This is a genomic window from Kitasatospora sp. NBC_01250 (genome assembly GCF_036226465.1).
Classification (GTDB): Bacteria; Actinomycetota; Actinomycetes; order Streptomycetales; family Streptomycetaceae; genus Kitasatospora.
Genome location: NZ_CP108476.1, coordinates 5664984 through 5683938 on the forward strand (window position 1 = coordinate 5664984; position 18955 = coordinate 5683938).

The 18955-nt window shown below is 72.5% G+C and carries 16 protein-coding genes and 1 riboswitch; of the genes, 5 read left to right on the forward strand and 11 right to left on the reverse strand.

Going from position 1 to position 18955, the window contains the following annotated elements; genetic code table 11:
* Positions 1-49: 49 nt before the first annotated feature.
* A riboswitch (cobalamin riboswitch) is annotated at positions 50-178 on the reverse strand.
* A 75-nt stretch (positions 179-253) separates the two neighbouring features.
* The 6 genes from OG500_RS23935 to OG500_RS23960 form a co-directional block, all read right to left on the reverse strand.
* Positions 254-1912 (reverse strand): glycosyltransferase family 39 protein, encoded by a 1659-nt coding sequence (locus OG500_RS23935; protein ID WP_327068872.1) that lies wholly within the window; start codon positions 1910-1912, stop codon positions 254-256.
* A gap of 86 nt (positions 1913-1998) precedes the next feature.
* A complete protein-coding gene (locus OG500_RS23940) occupies positions 1999-3675 on the reverse strand; it encodes an ArnT family glycosyltransferase (protein ID WP_327068873.1) in 1677 nt (558 codons plus the stop codon).
* A gap of 11 nt (positions 3676-3686) precedes the next feature.
* Entirely contained in the window at positions 3687-4784 is a 1098-nt protein-coding gene (locus tag OG500_RS23945) for a glycoside hydrolase family 26 protein (protein ID WP_329583315.1), read from the reverse strand.
* Positions 4781-6385 (reverse strand): glycosyltransferase family 2 protein, encoded by a 1605-nt coding sequence (locus tag OG500_RS23950; protein ID WP_442789216.1) that lies wholly within the window; start codon positions 6383-6385, stop codon positions 4781-4783. The genes OG500_RS23945 and OG500_RS23950 overlap by 4 nt, the downstream gene beginning before the upstream one ends.
* Before the next feature lie 268 nt (positions 6386-6653).
* Entirely contained in the window at positions 6654-7553 is a 900-nt protein-coding gene (locus OG500_RS23955; RefSeq protein WP_329583318.1) for a LamG domain-containing protein, read from the reverse strand.
* Positions 7554-8041: 488 nt separating this feature from the next.
* Positions 8042-8554, reverse strand: coding sequence for a GNAT family N-acetyltransferase (locus OG500_RS23960; protein WP_327068876.1), 513 nt, complete (start codon positions 8552-8554; stop codon positions 8042-8044).
* Positions 8555-8779: 225 nt separating this feature from the next.
* Between OG500_RS23960 and OG500_RS23965 the strand changes: the two genes are divergently transcribed.
* Complete coding sequence (locus OG500_RS23965) at positions 8780-9724, forward strand: helix-turn-helix domain-containing protein (protein ID WP_329583323.1); 945 nt, start codon at positions 8780-8782, stop codon at positions 9722-9724.
* Positions 9725-9782: 58 nt separating this feature from the next.
* On the opposite strand, the gene OG500_RS23970 is transcribed toward OG500_RS23965, so the two are convergent.
* The gene (locus tag OG500_RS23970; protein ID WP_327068878.1) at positions 9783-11498 is read right to left on the reverse strand and encodes a ricin-type beta-trefoil lectin domain protein; all 1716 of its coding nucleotides are present in this window, start codon (positions 11496-11498) and stop codon (positions 9783-9785) included.
* Positions 11499-11719: 221 nt separating this feature from the next.
* Between OG500_RS23970 and OG500_RS23975 the strand changes: the two genes are divergently transcribed.
* Together OG500_RS23975 and OG500_RS23980 are read left to right on the forward strand one after the other, a co-directional pair.
* A complete protein-coding gene (locus tag OG500_RS23975) occupies positions 11720-12217 on the forward strand; it encodes a hypothetical protein (RefSeq protein WP_327068879.1) in 498 nt (165 codons plus the stop codon).
* Positions 12214-12567, forward strand: coding sequence for a winged helix-turn-helix domain-containing protein (locus OG500_RS23980; protein ID WP_327068880.1), 354 nt, complete (start codon positions 12214-12216; stop codon positions 12565-12567). The genes OG500_RS23975 and OG500_RS23980 overlap by 4 nt, the downstream gene beginning before the upstream one ends.
* A 28-nt stretch (positions 12568-12595) precedes the next feature.
* Here the strand turns inward: OG500_RS23980 and OG500_RS23985 are convergent, their stop codons facing one another.
* The 3 genes from OG500_RS23985 to OG500_RS23995 all read right to left on the reverse strand — a co-directional run bounded on the left by OG500_RS23985 (position 12596) and on the right by OG500_RS23995 (position 15448).
* The gene (locus OG500_RS23985; protein WP_327068881.1) at positions 12596-13360 is read right to left on the reverse strand and encodes a histidine phosphatase family protein; all 765 of its coding nucleotides are present in this window, start codon (positions 13358-13360) and stop codon (positions 12596-12598) included.
* Positions 13361-13538: 178 nt separating this feature from the next.
* Positions 13539-15170: a monocarboxylate uptake permease MctP gene (gene mctP, locus OG500_RS23990; protein WP_327068882.1), complete on the reverse strand. Its 1632-nt coding sequence runs from the start codon at positions 15168-15170 to the stop codon at positions 13539-13541.
* Positions 15167-15448: a DUF3311 domain-containing protein gene (locus tag OG500_RS23995; RefSeq protein WP_327068883.1), complete on the reverse strand. Its 282-nt coding sequence runs from the start codon at positions 15446-15448 to the stop codon at positions 15167-15169. Before OG500_RS23995 ends, mctP begins: the two co-directional genes overlap by 4 nt.
* A gap of 253 nt (positions 15449-15701) precedes the next feature.
* Between OG500_RS23995 and OG500_RS24000 the strand changes: the two genes are divergently transcribed.
* Positions 15702-16274: an ArsR/SmtB family transcription factor gene (locus tag OG500_RS24000; RefSeq protein WP_327068884.1), complete on the forward strand. Its 573-nt coding sequence runs from the start codon at positions 15702-15704 to the stop codon at positions 16272-16274.
* The gene (locus OG500_RS24005; protein ID WP_327068885.1) at positions 16271-17659 is read left to right on the forward strand and encodes an MFS transporter; all 1389 of its coding nucleotides are present in this window, start codon (positions 16271-16273) and stop codon (positions 17657-17659) included. Before OG500_RS24000 ends, OG500_RS24005 begins: the two co-directional genes overlap by 4 nt.
* Before the next feature lie 92 nt (positions 17660-17751).
* Here the strand turns inward: OG500_RS24005 and OG500_RS24010 are convergent, their stop codons facing one another.
* The gene (locus OG500_RS24010; RefSeq protein WP_327068886.1) at positions 17752-18954 is read right to left on the reverse strand and encodes an MFS transporter; all 1203 of its coding nucleotides are present in this window, start codon (positions 18952-18954) and stop codon (positions 17752-17754) included.
* Position 18955 lies beyond the last annotated feature (1 nt).

The window sequence follows — 18955 nt, forward strand, 5'->3', positions numbered from 1 at the left end:
CCCGCGAGGCCGGACGGTACAGCTGTGCATGAAGGCGTCTGCGGGGAAGCCCGGTGGCACACCGTCGGCAGGTAACCGGACTCGCGGGCACCCGTGGGCGCAGCCGCTCACCGTTGCGGGGCAGTCCCGGACTTCCACCGGATTCCCCTGCGTCGACAGCGAGAGTGAGCATACATGTAGTGGTAGCCGCTTCGAGCAACCCCATATGTAGTGTCGCGTGGAGTGGTGAAACCGACACCAGATGGCCGCAATGTCAGCTGGTGCCAGGCGCCATCTGCACGTTGTGGTCGCCGAGGTCGTCCGCCACCGAGGCCCGGCGGGAGGGGTGGACCCGGCTCAGCAGGACCAGCTTGACCCAGGGGAGGGCGTCGGTCCGGGTGGCCTGGAACTGGCTGCGGAGCACCTCGGCGGTCTGCGGCGGGAGCGCGGCCAGCGGGTCGGCTCCGGTGCCGGTGGACACCAGCCAGATCCGGTTGGTGTTGGCTGCGCAGGCGTCCGGGTCGTCGCACTCCTGGGCCGAGTAGAGGCCGGTGACGGCGGCCGACTTCTGCAGCAGGATATCCTTCGGGGCGGTCCTGACGTCGCGCAGCTCGTAGGCCATCGACATCCGCTCCTGCAGGATCCCGCTGTAGACGATGCCGTCGCCGGGCTGCTGGTCGTGCAGCATGATCCGGGTGAGCTGGTCGTAGTCCGGCTCGCCCGCAAGGTCCTGATGGGTCGCCCGGATCCCGGGCCAGGCCGTCCAGCCGAGTCCGGCGACCGCGGCGGCGACCAGCACCCAGCTGAGCAGCCGGCGCGGCAGTGCGGGGCGGGCCTCGCGGGTGAGCGGCCCGGCGATGCGGCAGACCGCGGCGGCGGCCAGCAGCGCCCAGGCTGGCAGGGTGAAGAGCAGGTAGCGGTTGAGGAAGAGGTGCAGCCAGCTTGCGGTGGCGAAGGTCACCAGCGGCGGCAGCAGCGCCCAGGCCGCGAGCAGGGCGGCGTGCCGACGGGCCGCCAGCAGCCCCAGCAGACCCACGGCCAGCACCGCGAGCCCGACGTGCCAGGACAGGAAGAGCGTGTCCGGGTAGTTCCTGAGGTCGGTGAGCCCGGTCCTGTTCCAGGCGATCTGGGCGCTCTGCGCCTGACCCTGCAGCACCATCGGGACCGTCAGCGAGCCGCCGGCCAGCACGGCGGCGGTGAAGGCCCAGCGGGGGACCAGGTCGGCCTTGCGGGTGCCGGTGAGCACGGCGGCCAGGTGGCCGGCCAGCACCGAGAGGGTCACCAGGTGGGTCCAGCCGAGCAGCGGGACGGTCGCCGCGTAGCCCGCCCATGCCTTCAGCGAGGGGCGCTCCAGGGCGCGGACGAGCAGGTGGGTGGAGGCGATGGCGACCAGCACCGCGAAGGCGTAGGGACGGGCCTCCTGGCCGTACCGGACGGCGCCGGGCAGGACCGCCAGCAGGAGGCCGGCCAGCAGCCCGGTGGCGGGCGTGAAGAGCCGGCGGCCGAGCAGCGCCAGCCACCCCGCCGCCATCGCCATCGCGATCGCGGACGGGACCCGCAGCGCGGTGGGCGAGTCGCCGAACAGGTCGATCCAGCCGTGCAGGAACAGGTAGTAGGGCAGCAGCACGATGTCCACGTTGTGGATCAGCTTGCTGAGGTCGCCGATCGACAGGGTGGACGCCCACCAGCTGGCGTGCTCGTCCCGCCACATCTGCCGCTTGCCGATGTCGTGCAGGCAGAGCACCAGTGCGGTGGCGGCCGGCAGTCCGAGCAGCAGCAGGGCGGCGAGCGGCCCGCCGGTGCGGTCGGCGCGCTCGGCGCGCTCGGCCTGGCGCCTGGCGCGCCGGCCGCCCGCGGGGGGTGCCGCGGCGGCGTCCGGATCCCGCTCGGGGACGGCTGCCAGGTCGGCGGCCGGGGCCTCGTCCAGGCTCATGGGGGAGTCTCCGCTGGGGGATGGCTGGGGGGTCGGACGGGGGCGTCGGGTGCCGGGGCCGTCGGAAGCCGGTCGGCTGCGGGGGATCACTGCCGGGTCCAGATCCGGTAGGTGCTGTCGCCGTACTGGGTGTGGAACGGCAGGGTCGCGACCAGTCGGTAGGCGGAGCTGCCCTGCAGTGCCTCGGTGACGGCGGCGTCGGCGTCCGGCGTGACGTTCCCGGTCAGCACGATGACGTTGAAGTAGCCGTCCTTGACCGCGGTGCTGAACCCGTCGTTCCCGTAGTGGTGCTTGTGGTCCTTGCCCACGTAGTCGATCGCGAAGGTGGACTGCCACTGGTCCCAACTGGTGGTCCTGCGCAGGTAGTACGCCGGGATCTCGTACTCCTCGGCGAGGTAGTGCCCGTTCGGCACCGTCAGGCGCTGGACCTCCTCGGCCATCCGGGTGGAGTCCGGCGGCGTGAACTCGTGGTGGGCCTGGACCATGCCGAGGACCAGCACCAGCACGTAGAGCATGATGCCGAGCTGCGGCTGCCGGAAGTGCGGGCCGACCAGGCGGGACAGGCCGAGCCCGGCCATCGGGGCGGCGAAGAACAGGCCGAAGCCGACGTGCTTGAAGAGCGAGGTGTCGGTCTGCAGGTACGACTGGTAGGCCGGGGCGAGCAGGGCGGAGCCGCAGAGCGTCACGCCGAGCAGGATGCGCCGGACCCGCCCCGGGGTGTCGTTCGGGGACCAGGGCATCTCGCCCATCCGGGAACGGCGGACGTAGGCGATCGCACCGCCCACCGCGGTCAGGAAGACCAGCCCGCCCCACTGGCCGGACAGTTCGAAGAGCGACAGCGGCGAGGACGTGCCGTGCGCGCGGGCCGTGGTGGTCTGGCTGAGGCCGCTGATCGCACCCGAGAAGTACGCCACGACCCCCAGCACCGTGCCGGTGCCGAGCCCGAAGCAGAGCCCGCGGGCCAGCGCCTGGTGCCGCGTGAACCGCGCGCCGGAGAGCACGGCGAGCACCAGCAGGGTGGGCAGGAACAGGCCGGCCGCGTACTTGACGGCCATCGCCAGGACCGCCGGCACCACGGCCAGCAGGATGGTCGCCGGGTGCTTGCCGGTGGTCCGCACCACGGTCCAGGCGGCCACCGCGAGGAGGAAGAGCGCGGCTGCGTCGAAGGTGGCGAAGTAGCCGAGGAAGATCGTCGACTGCACCACCGAGAAGAGCGCGGCGGCGCCCAGCGCGGCCCGGTCGTTGAACATCCGCCGGGTCATGCCGAACAGCAGCCCGGTGGTGCCGAGCATCATGGCCAGGCTGACCAGCCGCACGCCGGTCAGGCCGGCGAACGAGTCGACCGCGCCGGCCAGCACCGGGTAGAGCAGCGGGTAGCCGGAGAAGAAGCCGTTGAAGTCGGACGGGATCGGCGCACCGTGCAGCAGGTGGTGCAGCTCCAGGTGGCCGGCCGCGATGTAGAGCGCCTCGTCCTCGAAGGCGCGCCCGTGCATCCGCAGCGACAGGCCGCCCTGGATCGCCAGGATGCCGAGCAGCAGCAGTCGGCTGATCCGGCTGGCCCGCCGCGAGTCGACGGACCAGGCGGCGTCCTGCGGTGTCGGCAGCTGGTAGCCGCGGTCGGGCCGGGCCGCGGCCCCCTCGGGCTCGGCGGGCCCGCTGTCGACGGGCCCAGGCGGGTCGCCGGGGTCGCCGGGGTTGTCGGGCTCACCGGGATCGGTGGACCTGGCGGACCCGGTGGGTTCGATGGGTTCGGTGGTCTTCATGGTCGTGTCCATCAGGGCTGGCGCACGTCGAATCCGAAGCGCGGGTCGGCGGCGTCGTGCCGGAAGGCGTCCTGGGCCTGCGGGCTGCTGTCGACCCGCCAGTTGGTCTCGCCGGCGACGTTCTTGTGGAAGTTGAACCAGACGAACCCGAGGATGTCGCTGCGCGCCTCGACGGTGCTGAACAGGTCGTCGATGTCGTCCCCCTTGCCGGGGCCGGGGGAGGAGGCGGTCTCGGCGATCAGGAACGGCTTGGCGGTGAACACCCGGATCTCGTCCAGGGTCGGTTCGAAGAGCGTCTTGAAGGTGTGCAGGTTGCTCTGGCCGTAGTAGCCGATCACCCCGACCCAGTCGACGTAGCCGTCGCCCGGCCAGTACGGCTGCAGCGGGTTGTGCGCGATGTTGGTCTGGTTCGGGCTCCAGACCCAGATCACCGAGGTGGCGCCGACGTTCTGGAAGATATCGTGGATGTGCCGCCAGGCCGCGACGAAGTCGGCCGGGGTCGCGTGCTTGTTGCCCCACGGCGACCAGTCGCCGTTCATCTCGTGGCCGAAGCTGAGCGCGAGCGGCCGGTTGGTCTGCCGTATCGCGGTGGCGACCTGGCGGATGTAGTCGTCGCTCTTGCCGGCCGCTATGTCGGCCAGCGAGACGGTCTTCGGCTCCCAGGACATGAACGGCAGCGCGCCGGAGTTCCAGGCGTTGGCCGAGCCGCCGCCGTCGAACGGGTCGCCCCAGGCGGAGTAGAACTCGACCAGGTTCGGCTTCTTGCCCACCAGGTTGGTGTAGTCCTGCACCGACTGCATCGAGTCCGGCGCGCCCTCCGCCGCGACCCCGAAGTACTTGTGCGCGGGGTCGAGCAACGGGCGGACGTCGTAGGGCAGATCGGGGGCCGGCTTGGCGGACGCGCTGGGGCCAGCGCCGGCGGTGGCGGCGGCGCTGGTCGGGGCCAGCGGCTGCGGCGCCATCCCGTCGGCGTTGTACTGCGCACGGCCGCCGGCGGAGAAGGTCGAGCAGCCGGTCAGGCCGGCCAGCAGCATGCCGACGGCGAACAGGGCGAGCCCGGTCCGCCGGCGGCGGGCGGGGCGGGCGCGGTCGATGGGCCCGTGCGTCATGACAGCGCCTCCTGCGTGCGCGGCTGGATCAGCACCCGGCCGACGACGCACGCGTAGAACAGTCCACCACTGAACACCAGGGCGAAGTCCGGCGGGTAGAGGGTCAGCAGCCGCCACACGGCGCCGCCCACCCAGAGCAGGGCGGTCAGCGCGCACCAGCCGTACATGCCGATCCAGAACCGGCGCATCGGCCGGGTCTGCCGGGCGCCCGCCGATCCGGTGGGCTTCCAGCCGATCTCCCGGCCGCGCAACTGGTCCCAGATCGCGAAGACATGGGCCCACCCGTACATCTGCCGCACCGCCCAGGCCTCCAGCCGGTACGGGTTGCGGTGCCACAGCGGCAGCGCCACCGCGGTGTAGAGCACGCTCGGCAGCAGCCAGACGGTCTGCTCGGCGCGCAGCAGGTCGGGACGGAGCAGCAGCAGGAAGATCGGGATCAGCGGGGCCAGCAGCGTGAACAGCGCGGTCTGCAGGTAGTGCAGGAAGCCCGAGATGAAGCAGAGCCGGGTGTTGAAGGCCAGTTCGGTCTCCCAGAAGCGCTTGCTGGTCACCAGGCTCAACGAGCCCGCGCACCACCGGTACTGCTGGTTCTGGAAGGAGGCCACCGAGTCGGGGCACACACCGGTGGAGAGCGGCACCGGCACGTACTGCAGGGTGTAGCCGCGAGCGGCCAGGTCGAAGCCGGTGTAGATGTCCTCGGAGTGGTCGATCAGCGTGATGCCGCCGACCTCCAGCAGGGCGGAGCGGCGGTAGACCGCGCACGAGCCGACGCAGATGGCACCGCCGCTGCGCTGCCGGGACACCTGGACGGAGCGGTAGAACAGCTCCTGGACCGAGCCGGCGCCGCGCTCGATCCAGTTCTGCTGGTCCAGGATCCGGAAGAACTGCGGGGACTGGGCGATGGCCGCGCTCGGGTCGGTGGCCAGGTAGGGGAGCAGCTCCTCCAGCAGGTCCGAGCGGGGGGCGAAGTCGGCGTCCAGGATCAGGACGTACTCGCCCTCGGTGAGCCCCAGCGCGTGGTTGAGGTTGCCCGCCTTCTTGAACCGGCCGCGGTCCGGGCGCACCACGTAGCGGAAGCCGAAGTCCTCGGCCATCGCGGCGATCTGCGGGTTGTCCGAGTCGTCCAGGACGTACGGCCGGGCGATCCCCGGGTACTGCCAGGAGAGCCTGCGCACATGGGTCCAGGTGTTGTGCAGCACCTCGATCGGCTCCCCGCACACCGGCAGGAAGATGTCCACGCTCGGGTACTCGCTCGGCTTCCAGCGCAGCACCCGCCGACGGTGCGCGCGCAGGTCGAAGTCGTGGGTGAAGCTGTCCAGCCGCAGCGAGATCAGGTAGTCGAGGCTGATCAGCGCCAGGAAGGGGGCGAAGATCCAGAACCACGGGCTGGAGGAGGAGAAGCGGAACTGGCTGACCGCCAGGCAGCCGAAGCAGACCACCGACAGCACGGTCAGCACCCACACGTGCCGCTTGGCGTAGGAGTACTTCTCCTGGTCGTCCGGCGGCTGCGGGAGGAGACCGCGCCAGGCGGGCGGCTGGCTCCGGCGCGCCGGGGTACCGCGACGGCGGCTCGCCGTCGCGGTGCTGTTCTTTGGGCTCACCGGGATACCTAACGAAAAGCGGGCAGATGCGGTCGTCGGCGTCCCACGGCTGTGGGGTGGCACCGGCGACGGGGAGGTGACCAGGCGGAGGCCGGTGCGGCCTCTGGGCCGTGTCTCACAATTCGCGTCGGATCAGCGCGCGGCGTTGGGCGCCCGGCTGGGCGTGCCGGCGAAGCGTCCGCGTACTGGGTCGTACTTGGATGATTCGCCGGTGCGTCCAGGCGGGATGCCCGGCGTCGCGCGCCTGACGGGAATTGTGAGACACGGCCTAGTCCATGATCCACGAGGCGGTGGCCGGCGTGGCCGCCACGGTGCCCTTGGCGGAGGAGAGTTCGGAGACCTTGTCGGCCGGCAGCGCCTGGTTCCAGACCTGCGCCCGGGCGATCGCGCCGCTCCAGAAGTCGACCGGCTGGCCCTTGTAGACCGACTTGCCGATCGAGAGCGGCTCGGCGACGTTCAGCACGCCGGTGACCGGGGTGGAGCTGGCCAGCGTGCCGTCCACGTAGAGGCTGATCTTCTGGGTGGACTGGTCGTAGACGCCGGTCAGCAGGGTCCAGCGGCCGGTGGCCGCGTCCTGCTGGGAGAGCGCCTCCTGGCTGTTGCCGTCGCCGGGAGCGGTGTTGACCTTGAAGGCCCACTTGTTCGCGCCGTTGTAGCCCTCGCGGCCCAGCTCGAAGGAGAAGCCCGCGGTGGTGCCCTGGCTGATCGCGCTGCGGCTGCCGACCGGGGCGTCGTTGCGGACCAGTGCCGAGACGGTGAAGCTGTGCGAGGTGTCGATCACCGGCCCCGCGGTCTGCGCGAAGGAACCGTCGACGCCCTGGAGTTCCAGGCCGTGGCCGCCGCGGTCCTTCTCCTCGGTGACCCAGGCGTGCGGGCCGATCGTGGCCGGGTAGGCGCCACCGCTGTCGGCCAGCGCACCGCTGGTGGTGGTGATCTGCGGGGCCGGGGCGGAGGCGGACGGTGCCGCGGCCGAGCCGGAGGGCGTCGGGCTGCCGTGCGTCGTGGACTTGCCCGCCTGGGTGCTGCCCTTCTTGCCGGAGGTCAGCGCCAGGTAGCCGCCGACGCCGCCGCCCACCAGGACGACGGCCAGGCCGATGGCCGCGAACCGCAGCCGCCGCTTGCGCTTGCCGGCCTGCGCGGTCTGGTCGGCGAGGGCCTCCCAGTCCATGCCCGAGGAGGCCGCCGGGTTGAAGCCGCCCGGCTGCTGCTGGAACTGACCGCCCGGCTGCTGGTACGGCGCCTGCGGCTGCTGGTACGACCCCTGGCCCGGGTACTGGCCGGGGGCCGGCTGCGCGGGCGAGGGGTACGGCTGTGGTGCGGCGGGCGGGAACTGGCCGACCGGTGCGGCCGGTGCGGCGGGCGGGAAGTGCCCGGCCGCAGGAACCGGTCCGGGTACGACCGGTCCGGTAGCCGGCGGCTGCGCTCCGGGCGCTCCTGCCTGGCCGGGGAGTTGTGCGTTCGCAGGCCCCCCGGGCTGCCATGTACCACCGCTCGGCTGCGCCGGCTGCTCCCCGTTCGCCGGGGTCACCCCGTCCCGCGCGCCAGTGCCATCAGTCATGGCTCGGGATCATATGCCATGCCTATGACCGGAGCGGTGGTTCGGTCCGCCCAGTGGCACTTCCGTGACCCGGACCCGGCCCCAGCGGTCCCGCAAGGTCACAGGGACATCGCGTAGACCCACAGGTCGATCCCGGGGCGCGGGCACCAGTCGCGTTCGGGGGAGCGGGTGAAGCCCACCCGCTCGTATATCCGGTGCGCGGCGGTCATCGCCGGGCGGGTGGAGAAGGCCATGCCGGTCAGGCCCAGCTCACGGCTGCGCCGGACGCAGGCGCGCACCAGGGCCTCGCCGACGCCGCGGCCGCGGGCACTGGCCGCGGCGGCCAGCATCCGGATCTCGCCCTCCTCGGGAGTGGCGATGTCGGCCCACGGGGTGCCGCCGACCGCGAAGGTCACGCAGCCGAGCAGTCGCCCGCCGGGGCCCTGGGAGAGGTCGGCGGGGTCGACGGCGACCAGCAGCTCGGCCTCGGCGGCGCGGCGGTGGGCGTCGCGCAGCAGGTTGACGTACTCGGCGTCCGGCGCGGTGTGGCCGTCGCCGACGAAGGCCTCGACCGTCACCTCGCCGGCGGGGGCGAGGTCTTCTCGGTGGGCGCGGCGGATGATGAGGTCCATCGGAACAGTGTGCCAAGGCGCAGGTCAGAGGCGGCGGGGAGGGTGCCGCGCAGGCGGTCGGCGAGGTCGCCGGTGCTGGTCGGTACGGGCTTCCCGGCGGGGGTGCCGGCAGGGGTGGTCGGGGAGGTCATGGCTCCACTCTGGCGATTGGTTCGAGCCGGGACGAGTGGCAGGAACGACTATCTCCATCGAATTACTGCCACCTTTCCCGCTAGCCTGTCGGGCATGCTGAGGAACGTCGTCGCGCTGGTGCTCGAAGAGGTCCATCCGTTCGAACTCGGGGTGGCCTGCGAGGTGTTCGGGCTGGACCGGACCGGGGAGGGCCTACCGGGGTACGACTTCGCGCTCGCCTCGCACCGGCCGGGCGACCTGCGCACGCACGCCGGGTTCACGGTGAACGTGCCGCACGGCTTCGAGCGGCTGGCGGAGGCGGACCTGGTGATCGCCGCCGCCACCGGCATCCGGGAGAGCTATCCGGTGGAGCTGGTGACGGCGTTGCGGGCGGCGGTGGACCGCGGTGCGCGGGTGCTGTCCATCTGCACCGGCAGCTTCCTGCTGGGCGCGGCCGGGCTGCTGGACGGGCGGCGCAGCGCCGCGCACTGGCGCAACGCCGCCGAGCTGGCCAGGCGGTTCCCGCTGACCCGGGTGGAGTCGGACGTGCTCTACGTGGACGACGACCCGGTGATCACCTCGGCGGGCACGGCGGCCGGGATCGACGCCTGCCTGCACCTGGTGCGCAAGGTGCAGGGAGTGGAGGTGGCGCGCGGGATCGCCCGGCGGATGGTGGTGGCCCCGCACCGCGAGGGCGGCCAGGCGCAGTACGTCGACCGGCCGCTGGCCAATGTGCAGTGCACCTCGTTCGGCTCGGTGCTCGGCTGGATGCGCGAGGAACTGGAGCGGGACTGGACGGTCGAGCAGCTCGCCGCCCGCGCGCACATGACGCCGCGGACCTTCGCCCGGCGGTTCCAGCAGGAGACCGGGACCACGCCGCTGCGCTGGCTGATCGGCCAGCGGGTGCTGCTCGCGCGTCAACTGCTGGAGGAGAGCGGCGAGTCGGTGGAGGCGGTGGCGGTGCGGGTCGGCTTCGGCAGTGCGGCGGCGCTGCGGCACCACTTCGGGCGGTCGCTGGGGACCACGCCGCAGGCCTACCGGCGGGCGTTCGGGGGGTGACGTGCGGCGGTGCCCGCTCGTCGGGAGTCGGGCACCGCCGCACGCGCGTGGCGTCGGGTCAGACCGGCAGGGACCAGGCCTGGTTGGCCTGGTTGCTGCCGCAGGTCCAGACGTCCAGCTTCGTCCCGTCCGCCGTGCCGCCGCCGTAGACGTCCAGGCACAGGCCGGAGTCGGCGGCCACCAGGGTGCCGTCACCGTTCGGCGTCCACCGCTGGTTGCCCGCGCCGCTCGCCCCGCAGGTGTTCAGGGTGACCGCCGCTCCGGCCGAACTGCCGGCGGCGGTCAGGCACTTGCCGAGGGTGCGGATGGTCCCGTCGGTGTTCAGGGTCCAGCGCTGGTTCGGGTTGCCGGTGCAGCCGTAGAGGATCACCGGGTTGCCGTCGGTGGTCGAACTGTTGGAGTCGTCAGCGCACTTGGCGCCGTTGCCGGTCAGCTGGCCGGTGGGCACCGGGGCCGCGCAGCCCTGCGGGGTGAGCCGCCAGATCGCGGTGCCGTGGGCCGGCACGGTGGCGGTCAGCGCCGCGGCGGTGGTCGAACTGGCCCCGGTCCACAGGTTCTTGGCGCTCACCGAGCAGCCGGGCAGGCCGATCGAGGCCAGCGTGGTGGTGATCGAGCGGGCGCTGTTGCCGCGGTTGAGCACGGCCACCGCGCGGTCGCCGTTCGCCAGCGGCCGGGCCAGCACGTCGGTGCTGGCGTTGCTGGAGACCACGGCGGCCTGGTGCCCCGCGCTGTCCTGGTCGAGCGCGATCAGGTCGGTGTTGCCCAGCGCGGCCAGCGCGGTGGGGGAGAGCTGGGCGACGTCGGAGGAGAGGATCATCGGGGCGGCCATCATCGACCAGAGCGCCACCTGGCTGCGGGACTCGTCGTCGCTCAGGCCGCCGTCCCCGGCGATCAGGAAGTCCGGGTCGTTCCAGTTGCCGGGCTTGGCGTAGCGGCCGATCCAGCGGTTGTAGCCGTAGTTCGACAGCACCGAGGACCACCGCGAGGCGGTCGGGTTCGAGGCGTCGTAGGTGGCGATGTCATAGCCCTCGCGCCAGAGCTGGCCGTCCTGGCCGACCCAGCCGAGGACCGAGAACCAGCTCGGGTTGCCCCACTCGCCGCTCTGGAAGTAGGCGGGCGCGGACTCGGAGAAGGTGATCGCCCGGCCGCTGCCGCGCAGGGCGGCCGCCTGGGCGTCGTAGGCCTGGCGGTAGGCCTGCTCCTGGCTCTGGCCGGGCGCGGTCCACACGTTGCAGCCGTCCAGCTTGAGGTAGTCCACGCCCCAGGCGGCGAACGAGGCGGCGTCCTGGGCGAAGTGGTCGGCGCCGCCGCCCTGGGGCACCCCGCTGCCGGGGTAGCCGCCGCAGGTGCTGGAGCCGGCGTCCTCGTAGATGCCGAACTTCAGGCCGCGGCTGTGCAGGTAGTCGCCCAGCCAGGCCATCCCGTGCGGGAACTTGACCGGGTCGGCGACCAGGTTGCCGGCGCTGTCGCGCTGGGCGGCCATCCAGCAGTCGTCCACCGTCACGGTGGTGTAGCCCTTGGCGGCCAGGCCGCTGCTGACCAGCGCGTCGGCGTTGCCGGTGATGGTCTGCTCGGTGATGCCGCACTGGTAGTGCGCCCAGTCGTTCCAGCCCATCGGCGGGGTGGCGGCCAGGGTCGCGGGGGCGCTCGGGGTACTCGGCGCGGGGGCAGCGGCGGTGGATGCGGCCAGGGCGGGGGCGGCGCCGGCCAGGGGGAGGGCGAAGAGCGTGGTGGCGGTCAACAGGTGTCCGAGGGTACGGCGGACCGATGGCACGGAAGCTCCTTCCGAGCGTGGGGGCGGGGGAAGTTCGAGCTGGGTCTGGTGCGCGCAACCAGTGCAGCGTTGACGCTCATTCCTGTCAATAGAACGGTCTGAACGAACAGAAACGCGCATGGAGGCTTCGATGTCCTGGTTTGACGGAAGTACTTTTGCATCACGAAAGTAGATGGCATGATGAAAGTGCGTCAGTGGAACAAGAGAGCAGGGGGATCACCATGTCCGTCACCGACCAGCCGTCGGCCGAGTCCGCCGCGGCCGCGCTCCGGGACTACCAGCGGGCGCGCGGCGCCGCGGTCGGGCCGCGGCCCACCCCGGCCTGGTATCCGGCGGCCCGCGGCATCCTCGCAGCCGTCGGCTACGGGCTCACCTTCACCACGCTGCTCACCCGGCATCCGGCGATCTGGCAGCTCGTCCTGTCGGTGGTGGCCATCCTCGCGTTCCTGGGCGTGCACGCCGCGGCGGTCCGGCCCGGCGGCGTCCTCGTGCTGCCCAAGGACGACCCGCACCGGCAGGCCAAGCTGCGCGCGCACTGGTGGAGCATGCTGGTCTGGCCGCTGGGCTGGCTCCCCGGGATCCCGGTCGGCCTGTGGACGGCGGACGCCCTGCTCGGCCTGCGGGTGGGCGCGGTCACCTCCTCGCTGGCGCTCGGCGTCCACCTGTGGTGGACCACCGCGCGCGAGCGGCGCCTGGCGCTCGAAGCGGGCCGCTCATGAGCACCCCGCCGCCCGTCGAGGGTCCGCTGTCGCCTGCCGAGGGCCCGCCGCCCGCCGTTGACGAGGTGATCCACCACCCGACCAGGCTCGCGCTGATGGGCTTCCTCTCCGGCTGCCACGAGGCGGAGTTCGCCGCCGTGCGGGACTACTGCCGGATCTCGGATGCCAGCGTGAGCCGGATCGTCTCGGCGCTGGAGCAGGCCGAGTACGTCAAGGTCCGCAAGGGCTACGTCGGCAAGCGCCCGCGCACCTGGCTCTCGCTCACCCCGGTGGGCCGCCGGGCGCTGGAGGCGCACCTGAGCGCGCTCCAGGCGATCGTGGACCACGCTCGCGCGGCGGCCACCGCCTAGGGCTGCAAGCACCGAAGATGATGGACAGTCAGCTGTGTGTGGCCCCTTCGGCCGCCAAATGCCCGACCGCGTTCCACTGCTCGGGGTGCAGCTCGCCGCCGGCCGAACGCCAGGTGCTCACCGAGCAGTTGCGCACCGGTTCGAGGGCCAGCAGCTCCGCCTCGGTGAGCCGCTCCAGCACGTAGCGCAGCATCAGCACCACGTTGTCGTGCGCCACCACCAGCACCGGGCGCCCGGTGTGCGCGGCGCACAGGTCGCGCAGGCAGTCGCGGACCCGCAGTGCGACGTCCGCCCAGCTCTCGCCGCCGGGCGGACGGTAGTACAGCTCACCCATCTTGCGCCGGCGGGCGGCCTCCTCGGGGTGCCGCTTGTCGATCGCGGCGGCCGTGAGCATCTCCAGGACGCCCAGCTCCCGGTCGCGCAGCCGCTCGTCGTAGCGGACCGGCAGGCCCACCGGGACCGCGCCGAGCCCGGCCGCCTGGGCGAGCGCGATCCGCGCCGTCTCGGTGGTGCGCACGTAGGGGGAGCACCAGACGGAGCGCGGCCGGTCGGCGCCGGGCAGCCCGGCCCACCACCGGCCCAGCGCCTGGGCCTGCGACTGTCCGTGCATGGAGAGCGGTATGTCGGCGTCGCGGCAGGTGATCGGCACGGCCAGTGCGCCGTTCGCCTCGGCCAGCTGGAACTCGACGTTGGCGGTGCTCTCGCCGTGCCGGGTGGCGATCAGGACGGACGGCAGCGCGACGGGGGGCTCCTGGCGCGGATGTCCGTTGAGGATGGTGCTCAGCTCTGGCATGGCGACTGCTCCCCGTGGGTGTCAAGGGCGTGGGGGCGGGGCGACCGTACTGGACCGACGGCAGCGGGGCGCCTTCGGCAGGGCGACTGCACGCAGTGTCCCCCTCATATGATCGCGCCGCCACCCCCTCAGTGTTGAGCGGGGTGACGGCGCGATCACAGGGCGCACGATGAGGCGCTTAATGCGCTGCCACCGGCAGGGGCGCACCGGCAAGCTCGGGGTCGCCCTCCTCCGCGCTGTAGTCCGCCGGGGAGGTCTCGTCCACGCCGTCAGGGGTCCCGGCCGCCCGGAAGACCAGCGTGAGCACCACCGCGATCAGCAGGTTGAGCACGAAGGCGGTCAGGCCGATGTAGCCGATCTCGCCGATGCCGGGGATCGTGGCGTTGCTGCCGCCGAAGTGCTTGGTGGCGGGCGAGGCGATCCCGTAGGCCTTCCAGGTGCCGTAGACCATGCCGACCAGCCAGCCGGCCAGCAGCGCCCAGCGGTGGAACCACCGGGTGAACAGCCCGCTGACCACCGAGACGAAGGTCTGCAGGATCCAGATGCCGCCGAGGAGTTGCAGGTTGATCGCCAGCTGCTTGTCCATGCCGAGCACGAAGACCAGCGCACCGACCTTGACCAGCAGCGAGACCAGCTTGGCCACCTTGGTCTCCTGCTCGGGGGTGGCCTCGGGGCGCAGGAACTCCTTGTAGATGTTGCGGGTGAACAGGTTGGCCGCCGCGATCGACATGATGGCGGCCGGCACCAGTGCGCCGATCCCGATCGCCGCGAAGGCCACGCCCGTGAACCAGTCCGGGAACAGGCCGGCGAACAGCTGCGGCACCGCCAGCTGCGGGTTGTAGCCCTTGACGCCCTTGCCCACCCCGGCCGCGATGGCCAGGAAGCCGAGCAGCGCCAGCAGCCCGAGCATCAGCGAGTAGGCGGGCAGGATGGCCATGTTGCGGCGCACGGTGTTGCGCGACTTGGCGGCCAGCACGCCGGTGACGGTGTGCGGGTACATGAAGAGCGCGAGCGCCGAGCCGAGCGCCAGGGTCGCGTACGCCCACTGCGCCTTCGGGCCGCTGACCATCGCGCCCGTCGGCTGGTGGGTGGCCGGGTTGACGGTGCTCATCTTCTTGGCGGCCACGTCGAAGATGTGGCCGTAGCCGCCCAGGCGCATCGGCAGGTAGATCACCGCGACGATGATCACGATGTAGACCAGGGTGTCCTTGACGAAGGCGATCAGTGCGGGCGCGCGCAGCCCGGAGGAGTAGGTGTAGGCGGCCAGCACCGCGAAGGCGATGAAGAGCGGCAGGTCCTTGACGAACCAGTTGGCGTTCGCCCCGCCGCCCACCCCGAGGGTGTCGAGCACCGCCTGGATGCCGACCAGTTGCAGCGCGATGTACGGCATGGTGGCCAGGATCCCGGTCAGCGCCACGGCCAGCGACAGCGCCCGCGAGCCGTACCGGCCGCGCACGAAGTCGGCGGGGGTGACGTAGCCGTGCACCCGGGCCACCGACCACAGCCGCGGCAGGAAGAGGAACACCAGCGGGTAGGCGATGATCGTGTACGGCACCGCGAAGAAGCCCGCCGCCCCCGCGCCGTAGACCGCCGCGGGCACCGCGATGAAGGTGTACGCGGTGTAGAGGTCGCCGCCGAGCAGGAACCAGGTGATCCAGGTCCCGAAGCTGCGGCCGCCCAGGCCCCACTCGTCCAGGTGCTGCGCGCTGCCCGCCTGCCGCCAGCGGGAGGCCAGGAAGCCCATCACCGTGACCAGCAGGAAGAAGAGCACGAACACCAGCAGGGCAACGGTGTTGACGCCGTGGTTCATCGCGACGCACCTCCTCGCAGGTCCTTGCGCCGGCGCGCGTCGTGGTTCAGCAGCAGGTAGGCGGCGGTGGTGAAGAGGGCCGAGACCGGGATCCAGAGGATCTGGTACCAGTAGAAGAACGGCACTCCGCCGAGCCTGGGCGTCAGCGACGCGTAGGAGGAGACCCACAGCAGCGCGACGACCGGGACGGCCAGGCTCACCCCCGCCAGGACGCGGGCGGGGGTGACGACCGGCAGCTGCCCCGGGGGCGCCGGCGGAGCGTCGGTTTCGTTGGACATGGGGCGACTCCGGCAGTGGCAGGGATCCCCAGCAGCGCCGCAGCGCGCCGACCCGTGGCCGCCCCGCCCGCCGAGCAGCGCCCATGGTGATCGGCTTGGACCGGAATGTAGGGCACCAACCACCCTGCTGTCACCAGGAAAGACCGGCAATCTCGGTGAATGGACCGGCGATCGGGCGATGCGTCAGGTCCGGGGGGCGATGAATGGTCAAGAACCGTTGACTTATGGTCAAGAAGCGTTGACCATAGTGCCCATGAGCGACGACCCCAGCGCCGACCGGCCCGCCGCAGCGCCCACCGCGTCCGGGAACGCCTTCCCCGCCGTGCCCGAGGGCACGGTGAAGCTGACCACCGACGAACAGCTGCGCGCGATCAACAACGTGACGCGCCATCGGATCCTCGGGCTGCTGCGGGACGGACCGGCCACGATCACCCAGGTGGCCCAGCAGCTGGAGCTGGCCAAGGGCAGTTCCAGCTACCACCTGCGGCTGCTGGAGCGGGCGGGCCTGGTCGAGGTGGTCAGCACCAACAAGGTGCGCGGTGTCACCGAGCGGTACTACGGCCGCACCTCGCGCGGCATCGAGCTGCCCGACCCCGCACCCGGCGAACCGGACATCCTGATGCGCCACATGGTCGCCGACCTGGAGGCCGCGCCGCCCGGGCCGCGCGCGGTCTCGCTCACCCACCTGCGGCTCAGCGAGGCGGCCTACGAGGAGTTCACCGCCCGCCTCACCGCGCTCGTCCGGGAGATGCGCGCCGCCGGCGACCCCGCCGAGCCGGACGCCACTCTTGCCATTGCCTTCTTCAGACCGGGGGAACCGACATGAGCGTCACCGAACCGATAGCCGAGCCGACCGCCTCGACGACCGCCGGGCCCGCCCAGTCGACCGCCGGGCCCGTCGCCTCGTCCACCGCCGAGCCCGTCGCCTCGCCCGGGAGCCCGGCCGCCGCGCCGAAGCTGCCGCCCGCCTTCCACCGCCTGTGGGCCGCCTCGGCGTCCTCCTCGCTCGGCGACGGCGTCTACTACGCCGCGCTGCCGCTGCTCGCCGCCACCATGACCCACGACCCGGTGCTGCTGGGCCTGGTGACCTCGGCCGCGCTGCTGCCCTGGTTCTTCTTCGGCCTGCTCGGCGGCGCGCTGGTGGACCGCTGGGACCGCCGGCGCACCATGTGGCTGACCGACCTGGCCCGGGCCGTGCTGCTCGCCGTCCCGGTCGCCGCCGCCGTCCTGCACCGGCTGAGCATCCCGCTGCTGATCGCGGTGGCCTTCCTGCTCGGCATCGGCCAGATCCTCTTCGACACCGCCGGCTCGGCCTACCTGCCGCAGCTGCTGCGCCGGGACATGACGCTGCTCCAGCAGGCCAACGCCCGCCAGCAGGGCACCACCACGGTCTTCGCCGACTTCGCCGGCCCGCCGGCCGGCAGCCTGCTCTTCACCCTCGGCCGCGCCTTCCCGTTCGGCCTGGACGCGCTCTCCTTCCTGGCCAGCTCGCTGCTGATCCGCAGCCTGCCGGGCGGCGACAGCACGGCCCGGCCGGCGCCGGTGCGCGAGAAGACCGCGGACGGCCCCTCGCTCTGGCGCGAGGCCAGGGCCGGCGTCGGCTGCCTGGTGCGCCACAAGGTGCTGCTCGGCCTGGCGCTGCGGCCGGCGATCGGCAACCTCGCCTTCGTCGGGGCGGACGCGGTGCTGGTGCTCTTCGCCCACCAGCTGCTGCACCTGGGCGACTTCGGCTTCGGCCTGCTGCTCGCCAGCCAGGCGGTCGGCGGCCTGCTCGGTGCCGCGCTGGCCGGGCGGCTGGGCTCGCTGCTGGGCACCGGCGGCGCGCTGACCGCGACCGCGCTGCTCGAAGGGGCGGCGCTGCTCGGCTTCGGACTGTCCGGCAACCCGTTCCTGGGCGGCGCGGCGCTGGCCCTGCTGGGCGCCGCGATGGCGGCCACCATGGTGCTCGGGCCGTCCGTCGGGCAGGCCCTGATCCCGGCGGAGCTGGCCGGCCGGGTCGGCGCGGCCCGGCGGCTGCTCTCGGTCGGCGCGGCCCCGCTGGGCGCCCTGCTCGGCGGCTGGCTGGCCCGCTCCGAGGGGCTGCGCGCGCCGTTCCTGGCCGGCGCGGTGATGCTGGCGGCCACCGCGGTGTTCAGCCTGACGCTCACCAGCAACCGCTCGATCGAGCAGGCCCTGGCGGCGGTCGCCGCGGGGGAGCCGGCGGCGGCCTGAACGCGGGGAACGGCGAAGGCCGGTACGGGCTGTCACAGGGGAGCAGCCCGCACCGGCCTCGGTCCGTTCGTCGGCCGCCGGGTGCCGTCGCGTCAGGCTGCGGCGGGCGCCTCGGCCGGTGCCTCGGCGGCGGCCTCGGCGCGGGGCGGCCAGGGGATCTGCGTGCTGCACAGGGAGACCAGCAGCGCGGCGCAGGCGACCGCGCCCATGCCCCAGACCAGGCCGCTCGCACTCGCGATGAAGCCGATCGTGGCCGGCCCGGCCAGCAGGCCGACCGTGCCCATGGTGGCGACCAGGGTGAGCGAGTCCGAGCCCTGCCGGGCCGCGGCCACGTAGACGCACGGTGTGACGGCGGCGATGCCCAGGCCCACGCAGGCGAAGCCGATCAGCGCCGGCAGCACGCCGCCGACCAGCAGGGCCAGCGCCAGGCCGACGCCGGCAATTGCGCTGCCGACCCGCACGATCCGCGCGTCGCCCACCCGCTCGCGCCAGCCGTCGGCGAAGATCCGGGCCAGCACCATCATCACCGAGACGACCGCGATGCCCAGTGGCGCCGACGAGGCCGCCGCCTTGGCGACGTCCTTCAGGTAGAGCGCCGACCAGTCGTTCATGGCGCCCTCGGTCACCGTGCCGAACGCCATCGCCAGGCCCATCCACAGCGTCAGGCGCGCGGGCAGGGCGAACCGGCGGCGGCTCTTCTTCTCCGTCTTCTCCGCGGCCGACTGCTGGTCCTCCGTCAGCAGGTCGGCGCGGGCGTAGCCGACCAGCAGGAGCAGCAGGACGGCGGCCACCGCGAAGTGCGCCACCAGGGCGGTGGTGAAGGCGTTCACTGCGGAGGCGAGCAGCGCCGCGCAGAGCGAACCGGCGCTGAAGGTGGCGTGCAGCTTGGTCATCGTGGTCCGCTCGTACCGGACTTCGAGCGCCGCCCCCTGCGCGTTCATCGCGACGTTCAGCGCCCCGACGGCGACGCCGTCGCAGAGCATGACCAGCAGGGCGACGGGATAGTTCGGCAGCCCGGCCATCGCCAGCAGGATCACCCCGAGGCAGAGCGCCGACAGGACGGACAGCCGCCGCGAGCCCAGGCGCCTCATCAGCAGCGCGACCAGCGGGAACGAGGCGGCGGCGCCCACGCCGGTGGCCATCAGCAGCAGACCCACCTCGGCCGCGCTCAGGCCCAGGTGCGCCTTGATGGTGGGGATCCGCGAGGCCCAAGTGCCGTACTGGAACCCGAGGAAGCAGAACAGTGCGGCGATCGCCAGTTGGGAGCGGCGGAACGGATCGCGGGCGCGGAACATC

What these genes read in the sequence shown, in the direction of transcription:
- OG500_RS23935 (WP_327068872.1), bottom strand. Translation starts at nt 1,912, where the DNA reads ATGAGCCTGGACGAGGCCCCGGCCGCCGACCTGGCAGCCGTCCCCGAG.
- OG500_RS23940 (WP_327068873.1), bottom strand. Translation starts at nt 3,675, where the DNA reads ATGAAGACCACCGAACCCATCGAACCCACCGGGTCCGCCAGGTCCACC.
- OG500_RS23945 (WP_329583315.1), bottom strand. Translation starts at nt 4,784, where the DNA reads ATGACGCACGGGCCCATCGACCGCGCCCGCCCCGCCCGCCGCCGGCGG.
- OG500_RS23955 (WP_329583318.1), bottom strand. Translation starts at nt 7,553, where the DNA reads ATGGACTGGGAGGCCCTCGCCGACCAGACCGCGCAGGCCGGCAAGCGC.
- OG500_RS23960 (WP_327068876.1), bottom strand. Translation starts at nt 8,554, where the DNA reads ATGGACCTCATCATCCGCCGCGCCCACCGAGAAGACCTCGCCCCCGCC.
- OG500_RS23965 (WP_329583323.1), top strand. Translation starts at nt 8,780, where the DNA reads ATGCTGAGGAACGTCGTCGCGCTGGTGCTCGAAGAGGTCCATCCGTTC.
- OG500_RS23975 (WP_327068879.1), top strand. Translation starts at nt 11,720, where the DNA reads ATGTCCGTCACCGACCAGCCGTCGGCCGAGTCCGCCGCGGCCGCGCTC.
- OG500_RS23980 (WP_327068880.1), top strand. Translation starts at nt 12,214, where the DNA reads ATGAGCACCCCGCCGCCCGTCGAGGGTCCGCTGTCGCCTGCCGAGGGC.
- OG500_RS23985 (WP_327068881.1), bottom strand. Translation starts at nt 13,360, where the DNA reads ATGCCAGAGCTGAGCACCATCCTCAACGGACATCCGCGCCAGGAGCCC.
- mctP (WP_327068882.1), bottom strand. Translation starts at nt 15,170, where the DNA reads ATGAACCACGGCGTCAACACCGTTGCCCTGCTGGTGTTCGTGCTCTTC.
- OG500_RS23995 (WP_327068883.1), bottom strand. Translation starts at nt 15,448, where the DNA reads ATGTCCAACGAAACCGACGCTCCGCCGGCGCCCCCGGGGCAGCTGCCG.
- OG500_RS24000 (WP_327068884.1), top strand. Translation starts at nt 15,702, where the DNA reads ATGAGCGACGACCCCAGCGCCGACCGGCCCGCCGCAGCGCCCACCGCG.
- OG500_RS24005 (WP_327068885.1), top strand. Translation starts at nt 16,271, where the DNA reads ATGAGCGTCACCGAACCGATAGCCGAGCCGACCGCCTCGACGACCGCC.
- OG500_RS24010 (WP_327068886.1), bottom strand. Translation starts at nt 18,954, where the DNA reads ATGTTCCGCGCCCGCGATCCGTTCCGCCGCTCCCAACTGGCGATCGCC.